This is a genomic window from Patiriisocius sp. Uisw_047, from assembly GCF_047730165.1.
Taxonomy (GTDB): domain Bacteria; phylum Bacteroidota; class Bacteroidia; order Flavobacteriales; family Flavobacteriaceae; genus Patiriisocius.
Genome location: NZ_CP159834.1, coordinates 1 through 13,510 on the forward strand (window position 1 = coordinate 1; position 13,510 = coordinate 13,510).

The following is a 13,510-nucleotide window of genomic DNA, read 5'->3' on the forward strand; positions in this document are numbered from 1 at the left end:
TTAATTGTTCACATATTTGCATAGCTAAGATATACAAATGAAACCTCCCATTTTCATCAATTTTAGCTTCAAATTATCAACCTTTAACCTCAAACCTAACATGAATAAAACTGCCGAATCAGTTTGGACAAACTGCTTGTCCTTCATCGAAGACAACATTACATCTCAAGCATTCAAAACTTGGTTCGAACCTATTAAGGCGGTTAAACTTACGGATAATGCATTAAGCATTCAAGTACCTAGTAAATTTTTCTATGAATTTTTAGAGGAGCATTATGTAAAGCTTCTTAAAGTTGCACTTACGCGGGAGTTGGGAACTTCAGCAAAATTGGTGTACAACATAAGAATGGAAAACACCTATGGCAATAAGCAGCCATTTACAGAAAAGATACCAAGCACAAACCGCAGCAACAATCAAGGTTCACAAAACGTAGATGTTCCATTAAAGAACAAAAGCCCAGAACTCAAAAATCCATTTGTGATCCCTGGTATCCGTAATGTAAAAATTGAGTCACAACTTAATCCTAATTACAACTTTGAGAATTACCTAGAAGGAGAATCTAATCGCCTAGCGCGCTCTGCAGGTATTGCAGTAGCAAATAAGCCTGGAGGGACTTCATTCAACCCGCTCTTAGTTTTTGGAAGCGTTGGTTTAGGAAAAACACATTTAGCACACGCAATAGGTGTCGATATTAAAGATAAGTATCCAGAGAAAACGGTACTTTATATTTCGGCAGAAAAATTTGTGCAACAGTACAGTGAGTCTGTAAAGAAAAACAACCGGAACGATTTTATACATTTTTATCAAATCATCGATGTCCTTATTGTAGATGACATTCAGTTACTATCTGGAAAGGCTGGAACACAAGACGTATTCTTCCATATCTTCAATCACTTACATCAGAATGGTAAGCAAGTGATCCTTACGAGTGACAAGGCACCGGTAGATATGATAGATATCGAGCAACGCTTACTATCTCGTTTTAAATGGGGATTGTCTGCAGAGCTTAATCACCCAGATTATGATACACGTGTAGCTATAATTCAAAATAAATTATATCGTGATGGTGTAGAGATGCCAGATGATATTGTTGAGTTTTTGGCAAACAATATAAAGACAAACATAAGAGAACTTGAAGGCGCTATTATTTCTTTGATTGCACACTCATCGTTCAATAAAAAAGAAATCACTATTGAGCTCGCTAAAAAGATAGTTGACAACTATGTAAAGCACACCAAGCGTGAAGTTTCTATTGATTACATACAAAAAGTGGTAAGCGATTATTTTCAGATGGATGTAGATACGCTGCAATCTAAAACTAGAAAGCGACACATTGTTCAAGCGAGACAACTGGCCATGTTTTTTGCCAAGAAGTTTACAAAGGCTTCTTTAGCCTCTATTGGCTCTCAAATAGGACAGCGAGATCACGCTACGGTATTGCACGCGTGTAAGACCGTCGACAATCTTGCAAGCACAGATAAACAGTTTAGAAAGTATGTAGAAGACCTACAGAAAAAACTAACTTTATAAAATTCTTAAATCTCGCTTTATTAGCGGGATTTTTTTTGCTTCGGAAATAGGCTATGAAAACAAAAATATTAATGGTTTGCTTAGGGAATATTTGCCGATCGCCATTGGCTGAAGGCATTCTAACTGCTATGATCAATCCTGATAATGTCGCAGTTGATTCAGCTGGCACAGGAAATTGGCACGTAGGCGACAAACCTGACAAACGAAGTATTACGGTTGCATTAAAAAACGGCATTGATATCACCCAACAACGAGGGAAACAATTCTCTACCTACGATTATGAAATCTACGATCATATTTTTGTGATGGATGCTACCAACTACTCAGACGTTATAAAACTAGCCACAAGTCACACAGAAAAGGCCAAGGTCTCTATGATTCTAGACGAAATATTTCCAGGGGAAGCTGTAGATGTTCCAGATCCATATTATGGAGGGGATACAGGCTTTGACAATGTGTATGCTATGCTATATACTGCCTGTGAGAAAATAGTGAGTAGGCTTGCCATTTAAAAAGCGGCATTTTAATTATATTTACGGAAAAAGAAATACGCTATGAAAAAAATAATTTTATCCCTGGCTACTATTGCATGTACCGTCTTGAGTACAGCACAATCCATTTCAATCGAATCCTTCGCTACTGGCTTAAGTGCTCCAGTTGATATTCAAAATGCAGGAGACGATCGTCTATTTGTTGTTGAGAAAGCAGGAAGAATCATAATACTCGAGAGTGACGGAACTGAATCTGGCATCTTTTTAGACATTACTTCACTCGTTTCTGGCGGTGGTGAGCAAGGTCTATTAGGATTAGCATTTCACCCAAATTACACTACAAATGGACACTTTTTTGTGAACTACACAGATCTTAATGGTGATTCACAAATCTCAAGATTCACAGTATCTGGAGACCCAGACGTGGCAGATACAGGTTCTGAGCTTGAGGTTATAGATTATGCACAACCATTTTCAAATCATAATGGAGGTTCTTTAGTTTTTGGCCCAGATGGCTTATTATACATAGGAACTGGCGATGGTGGTAGCGGTGGAGATCCAGGCAACAGAGCTCAAGACAAACAGTTACTCCTAGGTAAAATGTTGAGAATAGATATTGACAACCCAACTAACGGAAACAATTATGGAATTCCTGCAGACAACCCTTACTTAGGTGACCCTAGCGGACTAGACGAGATCTGGGCAATAGGATTAAGAAATCCTTTTAAATATGATTTTGATCCAGCGAGTAATGATCTTTGGATTGCAGATGTAGGACAGAATGCAGTTGAAGAAATAGATCGTGTAGACTATACAGTAGCAGATCTTAATTATGGATGGAGATGTTATGAAGGATCTAGTCCTTTTGACACCTCAGGATGTCCAGCGGCCAGTACACTCACTTTTCCAGTATTTGAATACGCGCAAGGAAGCGGCTGTTCCATTACTGGCGGTAAAGTGTATACTGGGACAACGTACCCTGATGCACAAGGCTTTTTCTTCTATGCAGATTTGTGTGATAGCAGAATAGCAGCGGTTGGTCCTGACAATGTAAATCAGGCATTTGGAACTTTTGGAGGAAACACTTGGACCACGTTCGGTAGAGATGTAACTGGCGAGATTTATATCGGTGACTTCAACGGCACCATATATAAAATAACAGATGTGGTTGTTTTATCACTATCTACAGATTCATTTGAGATTAATGGCTTTAGACTTTTCCCTAATCCTGCAACAAATACGCTTACGCTTACAAGCGACTCACAAAAAATAAACCAGATTGCAATTTATGATCTTAAGGGTAGTTTAGTTTTAGAGAATTCAAACACCAACACGTTGCGCCAAGAGATAAACATCTCTGCGCTTACGCCTGGTTTATATATTACAGAAGTTACCTCAGAAAATGGAAATAGGTTTACCCACAAACTAGTTATTAAGTAAGAATTAATGAAAAAGGAAAAAGGAAATCTCTATTTAATTCCCTGTACATTAGGCGACACTCCCCCACTGGAAGTGTTGCCTTTTTTAGTGAAAAAGGCTGTAGAAGAAATAAACCATTACGTAGTAGAACACGAAAAATCTGCAAGGCGATTTATTAAAAGTATTAGCCCAAATAAAAATCAAGGAGACTTGCATATTAGCGAGATCAACAAATTTACCAAAGATGAAGACATCCCTTCAATGATATCCGCTTGCCTAGAAGGACTGGATGTTGGGGTTATCTCTGATGCCGGTTGTCCGGGTATTGCAGATCCGGGAGCGCTCGTTGTGCAAGAAGCACATAAAAACGGAATAAGAGTAGTACCACTAGTTGGACCATCTTCCATATTGCTTGCTATGATGGCGAGCGGTTTTAATGGACAGAACTTTGCATTTAATGGGTATCTGCCTATAGACAAGCAAGAACGTAAAGCAGCAATAAAAAGATTAGAAAAACTAAGTGCAGACTATGACCAAGCACAGGCCTTTATAGAAACACCCTATAGAAATAACCAAATGCTAGAAAGCCTTTTAAGTAATCTTAACGGGAACAGCAGTATCTGCATTGCTTGCGACATTACTTTACCTTCAGAGTACATACGCACTTTCACAGCAAATGAATGGAAACAAAAAAAGGTAGATCTTAATAAAAGACCTACCCTCTTTATAATTCAAAAACTATAAACTAATCTAAACTTACTATAATATATTTACTGTTGCTTTTCTGTCCGGCTGTATAAAAGAAGTATCATATCCTGAAAACTTTTTTAAGTAATAACAGATTGTTACTCCGTTACCATCTGCAAACTGAGTACTACCACCGGAACGAAGGTACTTTTTTACATTCCCTGCCCCTGCAAGGTGTGCAGCTGCTAGAATTCCACTCTCGGTTACTCTAATGCCATTAATGTATAAACCTGTGCTTCTTTTAATGTCTTTACGTAAAATCCATTTGTTACGAGAAGTATTTGCCTTAAAGGCAGCTTCTTGTAACTCTGAGTCCTTTAAGAAATTTTTTGAGTTATTAATACCTATCATCGCCAAAGTTCCTTTACCAAATTGGTATTTTCCCATATAGCCAAATTGATTAACCACTCCATACCTTCCTTGAGACTCTTTAAACCCTAGCGCCTCCTTAAAACCAATAAATCCTTTTTCAAGATAGATAGAAAAAGAAACGGGTGCTATCGTATAAGCAATCACCTCATCTTCGTTAGGAACTGTATAATCCAAATCTGAAGAAGCAGAATTAAATTTATATTTAGAAAAATCTATGGAGCTCGAAAGTGAGTAACCAGATTTTACCATCAATATTAATAATGCAAAGAATACTAATGTGTTAACTTTTTTCTTCATTTTTCTGAAATTCAAAGAGTTATTACTCCTTATTTTCGGAGCGCAAAATTACTTATTTTTAATTAAATGACAAAAAATTTATGATAAATTTTTAAAAAGTATTTAAAGCTATTTCTCACAGTAAAAATAGCACTTTCTTAGTACACAACAGAAAAGACAGGAAGATAGTAATGAACAGGTTTTCAACAACTTAAAGTTTACGAAGCACGAATAAAACTAGCGATTTACACCATTTTTGTTAATCCAGTTCACGTAGGCAACCTTATTCCGGTTGTGTTCTGAAAGTGATTTTGCGAACTTGTGATAACCAAAGTTCGTCACATCTGCCACCATGTAAAGATAATCATGACGCTCGTTAGCAAGTACCGCATCGATAGAAGAAACGTCTGGCATCGCAATAGGCCCAGGTGGTACACCAGCATATTTATAGGTATTATACTTAGAATCTATTTCCAGGTCTTTATATAAAACCCGCTTAATCACTTGGTCGTAATTATTCTCGCTGCGTTTTTTTGCATAGATCACCGTTGGATCCGCCTGTAGCAACATTCTAAGTCTCAATCTATTTAAGTACAAGGCCGCCACTGTAGGGCGCTCCTCAATTTTTGCAGTCTCTTTTTGTACGATAGAGGCAAGCGACATAACCTCTTGAGGCGTCATATTAAGTTTTGCTGCCTTGGCTAATCTATCGGTATTCCAGAATCGTTGGTATTGTGCATACATTTTATCCCTAAAGTCTTCTGCCGAGGTATTCCAATAGATCTCATAAGTGTTTGGAATATACATAGCGAGCGCAGTATCTTGAGTAAATCCACTCTTTTTAAAGAATGCCGGATCACTCATTGCTGTAATAAAAGCGATGCTATCTAACTCCATCTGTCGAGAGAGGTGACCTGCAAGGGTCGCTAATCGTTCTTGATTGTTAAATTTAATATCTATGGGTGTATTTCCAGAACGGATACTATTAATGATATCATTATTGTTCATCCCTTTCTTAATAACAAAATGTCCAGACTTGATATTACTGCTATATTGCTTTCTATCTGCCACAGCAATAAAGGTGTAAACGTCATCTAGTAAAGGGCGCACTTCTTCAACAACATATGCAAAGGATGCTCCCGAGGGGATATACACATGTGCTTCAGCATTATTAAACGCTGTATTGGGCGTAAAAACGTTATTGTAAACGTAGTATGAAAATCCCGCCATAACGACAAGACCGATGAGCGCAATGGCTACTAAAATCTTTTTGATATACATTTATCCTTTGATGTATTGATATAATAATTCGTCTTTATAGTTTCCTTTAGAAATATTCCAATCTTTCTTATTCCCTATCCTACTAAATCCTTGCTTTTCAAACAAAGCAATACTAGCCAGATTATCTGATGTTATATTAGCAAACAATTGATGTAAGTCAAAAGCAGCTATTGCATACTCGCATAGCAACTGCAAGGCTTCTTTACCAAAGCCCTTATTACGTTCGTTTGCTACCAACATAAGCCCTACTCCTGCGCGTCTGTTTTTTGGGTCAAACTCAAACAAGTCAATAAACCCGACTAATTTTTTATCTGTTTTATGTGTAATTACTAAACGCAATTGCTTAGCTTCATAAATATCTTGATGGGCGTTCGCTAGATATTGCTTTAATATATGTTTTGAAAAAGGGGCTTGTGTGTTGCTTAGTTCCCATCCAGCAGTGTCATTCTCAACCGAGAATAAGAACTCAAGATCTTCTGGCTCCAGCGCTCTAAGGGCGATATTTTCACCTTGTAAGTTTATTGCTCCCATACTCCTTTATATACTAGTGTCGCTGGGCCTTCTAGATACACATTACTATATCCCGTATCATCAGCATCAAATTTAACCTTGAGCGTACCTCCTAGTGTTCTCAAGTTTACTTTGTACTCCCCTAATAATCCCATTTTATGCAAAGCAATCGCCACAGCCGTTACCCCTGTACCACAAGACAATGTTTCATTTTCTACGCCACGCTCATAGGTCCTAACACTGTAAACATCTCCAGACAGCTGTTCTACAAAATTCACATTCGCTCCTTCTTCGCCATAGATCTCATGCCTTATAATCTTTCCTTGCTCAAAAACATCAAACTCCTCTAGGTGATTCACCAATTGCACGTGATGTGGTGATCCTGTATCTAAAAACGCATATTTTTCCGAAACACTCACGGTATCAACATCTGCCATTTTTAAAGAAACTCCCTCCAGGTTGAAAGATGCTTTATGGAGACCATCTATTGCTTGAAATGCTGTTACGCTTTCAATAACACCTAATTGCTTAGCAAAATCTACAATGCATCGCCCACCATTGCCGCACATACTACTCTCGTTACCATCTGCGTTATAGTACAACATTTCAAAATCTAGCGATGGGTGATTCTCTAAAAGAATCAATCCATCTGCCCCAACTCCAAATTTACGATCACACATAAGCGCGATTAATTTAGTGTCTTTTTTTGGAAAATATTGGCTGCGATTATCAATGATGACAAAGTCGTTTCCTGTTCCCTGATATTTATAGAATGGATATTTCATTATATGCAAAGGTATAAAAACGCACAGAGTTCTAAATCTATTATAAGATGTTAATGGTTGTTAATTTTTGAAATGACGCATAATAATCTGCGTCTTATAATTGTTATATGATAGGAACTATTAGAAAAGAACAGCGTATGAAAAAGACAATGCAATTAATTGTAGTAGCAATAACCGCCGGAGTGATATCTCTAGGAGGCTATAAAATGCTAGAAAATAAACAGACGGAGGCAACATTTTCTGTTCTAGAAGAAAACCCAACATTTATTCCAACAACGTATGAGAGCACCAATGCCATTGCAACTGGCATCGACTTTACCGAAGCAGCAGAAAAAACAGTGAATGCAGTGGTTCACGTTAAAAACAAAAGTATTAATTCTCAACCTAAAAATATAATGGATTATATGAACGGAGGTGGAGAATCGAGAGCGATGCTCGGTACAGGAAGCGGTGTGATTATTTCGCCTGACGGCTACATTGTCACCAATAACCACGTAATTGCAAATGCTAGCGAACTTACCGTTACCCTTAATAACAATAAAACATACGAAGCAGAACTAATAGGTACAGATCCAAAAACAGATATTGCCTTGCTTCGTATTATGGATAGTGAAACAGATTTTCCATTTGTGACATTTGCAGATTCAAATAATGTGAAAATTGGGGAATGGGTGCTTGCTGTCGGGAATCCCTTCAATCTAACCTCTACAGTAACAGCAGGAATCGTGAGTGCAAAAGCACGTGACCTTGCCGGCGATCGAGACACGCAGTCTTTTATCCAAACAGATGCCGCTGTAAATCGCGGTAATAGTGGCGGCGCTTTGGTAAATACTAAAGGAGAGCTAGTTGGAATCAACACTGCCATCTCAAGTGAAACAGGTTCTTATGTAGGCTACTCTTTTGCAGTACCCTCTAATAATGCCCTTAAGGTAATCCAAGATATTATGGAGTTTGGTGATGTTCAAAGAGGAATTTTAGGGATCTCAGCTTTAAATAATGCGGCGGCACAAGCCAGTGGTATTGACATCACAGAAGGCGTGTATGTAGCAGATGTAGAAAAAGGGAGTGGCGCAGAAAAAGGAGGTATCAGATCTGGAGATATTATCCAGAATGTGGATGGTATTAAAATTGGCAAGTTTTCAGACTTAGTTGGATACCTAGGTTCTAAACGTCCCAATGATATAGTGGACGTACAAGTATTACGTAACGGAAATCAAAAAAACATACCTGTTACCCTAGTAAAACTTGAAACCCTAGAGATTCCAGATATCGGGATTGAGGTAAAAAATGTAGCACAGTCTATTCTGGACGCCAGAGGTATTAACTATGGTGTAGAGATAAGTCGCGCAATGACAGAAGCGACCAAGCGTTATAAAATAGAAGGAGACATTATCACCTTAATAGATGATATCCCAATTAAAAACATAGACGACGCAAAACGTGTTATAGCGTCTCGCAGATATGAAGATGCACTAAAAGTCACCTTTGTAAACAAAAAAGGAGAAATACATTCATATATTTTCAGATAGAAAAGATACGTAACAAGTTTGAATTTTAAATAACTGTAAACCCCCACTCTATTATGCGATGGGGGTTTTGTTTTGAAATCGAATATTAATAAATAGATTGTAATTTCTAATTTTGCTCGATTCAAAGACCCGCCTTGAGCGGTCAGGTATACAGAGAGTTTAAGCACGCTCATCGATTTTAAGAAGGATCCTGAATATTGAATCTATCGTCTAATCTTTTAGTGAAGCGTCAAGCCATCGTCCTATTCTTCCTTATCTTCATCTTCCATTTCGATTTCAATTTCCTTCTCCTATTCAAAACTAAAATACCAATTAGATATCCCAGAAACCACGTCTAGCATATTTCAGAACAAAACGATACCCAAACCATTACAATTAAGTATTTTTGCAAAAAATTTTTAACCCGTTTTTCCTAACCGAAAACCCTAAAATTAAACTTATTATGAGCTTTGATGACGTTTATGAAAAAGAACTGTCTTTTCAAACAGATCGCCGGAAGGCTACTGTAGAATTTATTAATATCATAAGTGATCTTTGGTATGATAAATCTATCGAGTTAGTGCTTTTCCGCAACCAACTCATTGACCGTAATGTGAGTGAAATCCTCAATCTTCACGAGTATGCAGGGGAGTTTGTACAGAAGCCTATTTCTATTTTTGATTCTGTAGAAATTGCACAAGCGATCAAAATGCTTGACCTTCCACCTTCTAAACTTGACATTGGTAAACTTACCTACGAGTATCATAAAGAGGATAACGAGTATCCAGATGCTGCGGCATTTGTTTCGTCAAAACTAGCAGATGCAAAACAGTATAAAGATATCGCACCTAAAGATGTGGTACTATATGGCTTTGGACGTATAGGGCGCTTATTAGCAAGAGAGTTAATGACGCGCACCGGTAAAGGAAGCCAGATGCGTTTAAGAGCTATCGTGACAAGAGGAGCAATAAATAAAACCGTATTAGAGAAAAGAGCCTCCTTATTAAAGTACGATTCTGTTCACGGTGATTTTTCTGGGACCGTATGTATTGACGAAGAGAAAAGTGCCTTGATTATTAATGGGACAACGGTTCATATGATATCGGCAAATGGACCAGAAGAGATTGACTACACAGCATACAGTATTAGTGATGCGCTTATCATAGACAACACTGGGGCCTTTAGAGATAAAGAGGCGCTATCTAGACATTTAATACCTAATGGCGCTAGCAAAGTTTTATTAACTGCGCCAGCAAAAGGAATCCCAAATATAGTACATGGTGTAAATCACTTAGAGAATAACCCCGATGAGATAGATATCTTTTCTGCGGCATCTTGTACCACAAACGCAATTACTCCTGTCTTGAAAGCAATGGAAGATAGTTTTGGTGTAGTGCAAGGGCATTTAGAAACGATTCACGCATATACAAATGACCAGAACTTGGTAGATAATATGCACAGTAAACACCGTCGTGGGAGAGCAGCTGCATTAAACATGGTAATTACAGAAACAGGTGCTGGTAGTGCCGTTTCAAAAGCATTACCTAGCTTTGAAGGGAAGTTAACCTCAAACGCAATACGTGTTCCTGTCCCTAATGGATCGCTCGCTATTTTAAAGCTAGAACTAGAGCGCACGACTTCTGTTGACGCACTTAATACCACCATTAAAAAGTATGCACTAGAAGGTGATCTCGTAGAGCAGATTCAATATTCATTAAATAATGAGCTTGTATCTAGCGACATCGTTGGTTCTTCTGCTCCCTCTATTTTTGACAGCAATGCAACCATTGTCACTAAAGATGGTAAAAACTGCGTGATCTATGTATGGTATGATAATGAATACGGATATAGCCATCAGGTAATGCGCCTTGCAAAACACATTAGTAAAGTAAGAAGGTATACATACTACTAGTAGTCTTGCCTTAGGGCGGAAATTTTAAAGATTTAAAACTCGCGCTGACCATTTAGGTTTGGGCGAGTTTTTATTTTCTATAAACTATTGTAATTTACATTCTGAAAACATAAAACCCTCATGAAAGTAATCAAAGCAACCGCATCACATTTAGAACAACTAGCACCCCTTTTTGATGGATATCGCCAGTTCTATAAAAAACCCTCTGATCTTGAGGGCGCCGAAGCCTTTCTAAAAGCTCGTTTTGACAAGCAAGAATCTACTATTTTTATAGCTTTAGATACTGAAAATAAAGCCCTAGGTTTTACGCAACTGTATCCTAACTTTTCTTCCGTCTCTATGAAACGAGATTATCTATTAAATGATTTATTTGTTGCAGAAAAAGCGAGAGGACAAGGCGTAGGCAAAGCATTGTTATTAAAAGCCCAAGCCTTTGGTAACACCCAAAACTCAAAAGGAATTATGCTAGAAACAGCTTTTGATAATCCAGCACAACACCTGTATGAAAAGCTAGGATGGAAAAAAGATACAGAAGTATTTCATTATGTATGGGCAACCCCTGAGGCGTGAAAATCACAATAAAATAAATCGCAAAATTTAAAGGGCTAAGGAGTTAGGAATAAGAAATATAAATAACACTTGGCTCGGGTAACTAAGTTTCTGAATACTGTATCAAATTCAGTACAAATCGAGTTCAGAATGACAGCAGGAATACTATATATTGTGCTTGCTAATGGATTCCAATTGTTTTGAGGCTTCCCAATTATTCAAAAAGATCTCTATCATTCTGTACCAAAGCTTCAGGAGGTTCAGAAAAAAATCGTGCATCAAACCTCATAAATTGTGGATCAAGTCCTATTTTTGCACTAAGAAACCTCTTCATCATGCGTATAGACATTATCACAGTATTACCAGAACTATTAAGAAGTCCATTTGAGGCGAGTATTTTAAAACGTGCTATCGAGAAAGGCTTGGTAGAAGTACATATGCATAACTTACGTGATTTTTCCACGAACAATTACAATCAGATAGACGATTACCAGTTTGGTGGTGGTGCTGGTATGGTGATGATGATTGAGCCTATTGACAAGTGTATTTCTAAGCTAAAAGCAGAACGTGATTATGATGAAGTAATTTATATGACTCCAGATGGGGAAACATTAAATCAAGGGATTGCAAACCAACTTTCCTGCAAAGAAAATATCATCCTTTTATGCGGGCATTATAAAGGAGTGGATCAACGGGTACGTGACCAATTTATCACACGTGAAATCTCTGTAGGTGATTTTGTATTAAGCGGTGGCGAACTCGCAGCAGCCATTGTATGTGATGCAGTAATTCGCTTATTACCGGGCGTACTTGGCAATGAGACCAGCGCACTGACAGATAGTTTTCAAGACGACCTCCTCGCTCCTCCTATTTACACGCGTCCATCAGAATATAAAGGATGGAAAGTTCCAGATATTTTATTGAGTGGTCACAATGAGAATATAGACAAGTGGCGTGAAGAACAAGCGTATAAACGTACAGAGGAACTACGACCAGACTTGCTGGAAGATTGAAATTAATAGAAACTCATATCGTCCTAAAAGGCAGCCCGAAGGTTCGGATGTCAGATATTTCTGCAGGGACCTTTCATACCATTACTTCTCGTAAATCTTTTAAAAAGGCAATCAAAACGGGTCTAGTAAAGCTAAATAACTCCAAAGCCTTTACCGCAGATTTTGTCACTGAAGGAGATGTGATTACAATTCACAAAGACGAATCAGTTTCAAAAAAACCAAGCATCCACATCCCGATAGACATCCTATTTGAAGACGACTATCTGGCCATCATTAATAAACCCGCAGGCGTCGAGGTAAGCGGAAACAAAAAATACACCATCGAGAATGCCTTACCGTCCTTATTAAAAAAGAGCATTCAAAAAGACGCCTTAGAAAGACCACTCCCCGCCCACCGTTTAGACTACCCCACAAGTGGTTGTTTGTTGATTAGCAAGGCTTCAGAAACATTACAAGCATTGCACCTTTTGTTTGAAGAAAGAAACATTACTAAAAAATATCTCGCAGTTACCATTGGACACCAAGCTACCGAAGGCAAGATTGATGAACCCATTGATGGAAAGCCTTCCCTTTCTAGCTTCAAGGTTCTACAAACCATTCCGTCTAAAAAGTATGATGCCTTAAACCTTGTTGAGCTTACTCCACATACTGGCAGGCGTCATCAATTGAGAAAACATATGGCACACATTGGCCATCCTATTTTTGGCGAGAAAGCCTATGGCATTCCTGAAAATCAAGGCAGAGGAAACGGACTATATCTTCAAGCGACCTTTCTAGAATTTAAACATCCTATTATGCAAGATGTCATTTCTATTACCGCTCCCATTTCTAAAAAAATAGCCGCTCTTTTTCCTGAAATTTAACGCACCTCTCTTTTTTAAAGCAGGACTAAAATAAGTACATAGTATTTGTCAATATTTCTGAAATATCAAATACCGAATACTCTTGATTCTCGCAGGAATAGAAAGCAACCTTGCTATTAAAGGAATTAAGAAACACTTTATTTTGTGAGCAACTTTACATAGAGGATTTTTGCCTGAGATTTTGTTACCTTTACTTTTTTAAATAATACTATTAACAAAGCTACATTTTCAATTATAACCAAGCGTTTCGCTG

13 protein-coding genes are annotated in these 13,510 nt (G+C 37.9%); 9 read left to right on the top strand and 4 right to left on the bottom strand.

All coding sequences use genetic code 11. The features are described from left to right. Positions 1 to 100 precede the first annotated feature (100 nt). The 4 genes from dnaA to ABXT71_RS00020 are packed head-to-tail and all read left to right on the top strand — an operon-like array spanning position 101 to position 4,185. Complete coding sequence (dnaA, locus tag ABXT71_RS00005; RefSeq protein ID WP_415371758.1) at positions 101 to 1,531, top strand: chromosomal replication initiator protein DnaA; 1,431 nt, start codon at positions 101 to 103, stop codon at positions 1,529 to 1,531. Between the two features lie 53 nt (positions 1,532 to 1,584). Further along, positions 1,585 to 2,043, top strand: coding sequence for a low molecular weight protein-tyrosine-phosphatase (locus ABXT71_RS00010; RefSeq protein WP_415371759.1), 459 nt, complete (start codon positions 1,585 to 1,587; stop codon positions 2,041 to 2,043). Between the two features lie 42 nt (positions 2,044 to 2,085). Beyond that, positions 2,086 to 3,462 carry a PQQ-dependent sugar dehydrogenase gene (locus ABXT71_RS00015; RefSeq protein ID WP_415371760.1) on the top strand — a complete coding sequence of 459 codons (1,377 nt, stop codon included), beginning with the start codon at positions 2,086 to 2,088 and terminating at the stop codon, positions 3,460 to 3,462. Between the two features lie 6 nt (positions 3,463 to 3,468). Then, on the top strand, positions 3,469 to 4,185 hold the full coding sequence (locus ABXT71_RS00020) for an SAM-dependent methyltransferase (protein ID WP_415371761.1): 717 nt from the start codon (positions 3,469 to 3,471) through the stop codon (positions 4,183 to 4,185). Between the two features lie 15 nt (positions 4,186 to 4,200). Here the strand turns inward: ABXT71_RS00020 and ABXT71_RS00025 are convergent, their stop codons facing one another. The 4 genes from ABXT71_RS00025 to dapF form a co-directional block, all read right to left on the bottom strand. Then, positions 4,201 to 4,857: a peptidoglycan-binding protein LysM gene (locus ABXT71_RS00025; RefSeq protein WP_415371762.1), complete on the bottom strand. Its 657-nt coding sequence runs from the start codon at positions 4,855 to 4,857 to the stop codon at positions 4,201 to 4,203. A gap of 216 nt (positions 4,858 to 5,073) precedes the next feature. Further along, positions 5,074 to 6,117, bottom strand: a complete 1,044-nt coding sequence (gene mltG, locus ABXT71_RS00030; RefSeq protein WP_415371763.1) for an endolytic transglycosylase MltG — start codon at positions 6,115 to 6,117, stop codon at positions 5,074 to 5,076. Next, positions 6,118 to 6,648 carry a GNAT family N-acetyltransferase gene (locus ABXT71_RS00035; protein WP_415371764.1) on the bottom strand — a complete coding sequence of 177 codons (531 nt, stop codon included), beginning with the start codon at positions 6,646 to 6,648 and terminating at the stop codon, positions 6,118 to 6,120. After that, complete coding sequence (gene dapF / locus ABXT71_RS00040; RefSeq protein ID WP_415371765.1) at positions 6,636 to 7,412, bottom strand: diaminopimelate epimerase; 777 nt, start codon at positions 7,410 to 7,412, stop codon at positions 6,636 to 6,638. The genes ABXT71_RS00035 and dapF overlap by 13 nt, the downstream gene beginning before the upstream one ends. A gap of 137 nt (positions 7,413 to 7,549) precedes the next feature. Between dapF and ABXT71_RS00045 the strand changes: the two genes are divergently transcribed. From ABXT71_RS00045 to ABXT71_RS00065, 5 genes are all read left to right on the top strand, one after another. Beyond that, positions 7,550 to 8,941 (top strand): S1C family serine protease, encoded by a 1,392-nt coding sequence (locus ABXT71_RS00045; protein ID WP_415371766.1) that lies wholly within the window; start codon positions 7,550 to 7,552, stop codon positions 8,939 to 8,941. 442 nt (positions 8,942 to 9,383) lie between these two features. Beyond that, positions 9,384 to 10,832, top strand: coding sequence for a glyceraldehyde-3-phosphate dehydrogenase (locus tag ABXT71_RS00050; RefSeq protein ID WP_415371767.1), 1,449 nt, complete (start codon positions 9,384 to 9,386; stop codon positions 10,830 to 10,832). 120 nt (positions 10,833 to 10,952) lie between these two features. After that, entirely contained in the window at positions 10,953 to 11,402 is a 450-nt protein-coding gene (locus ABXT71_RS00055; protein ID WP_415371768.1) for a GNAT family N-acetyltransferase, read from the top strand. Between the two features lie 314 nt (positions 11,403 to 11,716). Next, on the top strand, positions 11,717 to 12,394 hold the full coding sequence (gene trmD / locus ABXT71_RS00060) for a tRNA (guanosine(37)-N1)-methyltransferase TrmD (RefSeq protein ID WP_415371769.1): 678 nt from the start codon (positions 11,717 to 11,719) through the stop codon (positions 12,392 to 12,394). 47 nt (positions 12,395 to 12,441) lie between these two features. Next, on the top strand, positions 12,442 to 13,257 hold the full coding sequence (locus ABXT71_RS00065) for an RluA family pseudouridine synthase (RefSeq protein WP_415371770.1): 816 nt from the start codon (positions 12,442 to 12,444) through the stop codon (positions 13,255 to 13,257). The last annotated feature ends 253 nt before the right edge of the window (positions 13,258 to 13,510 follow it).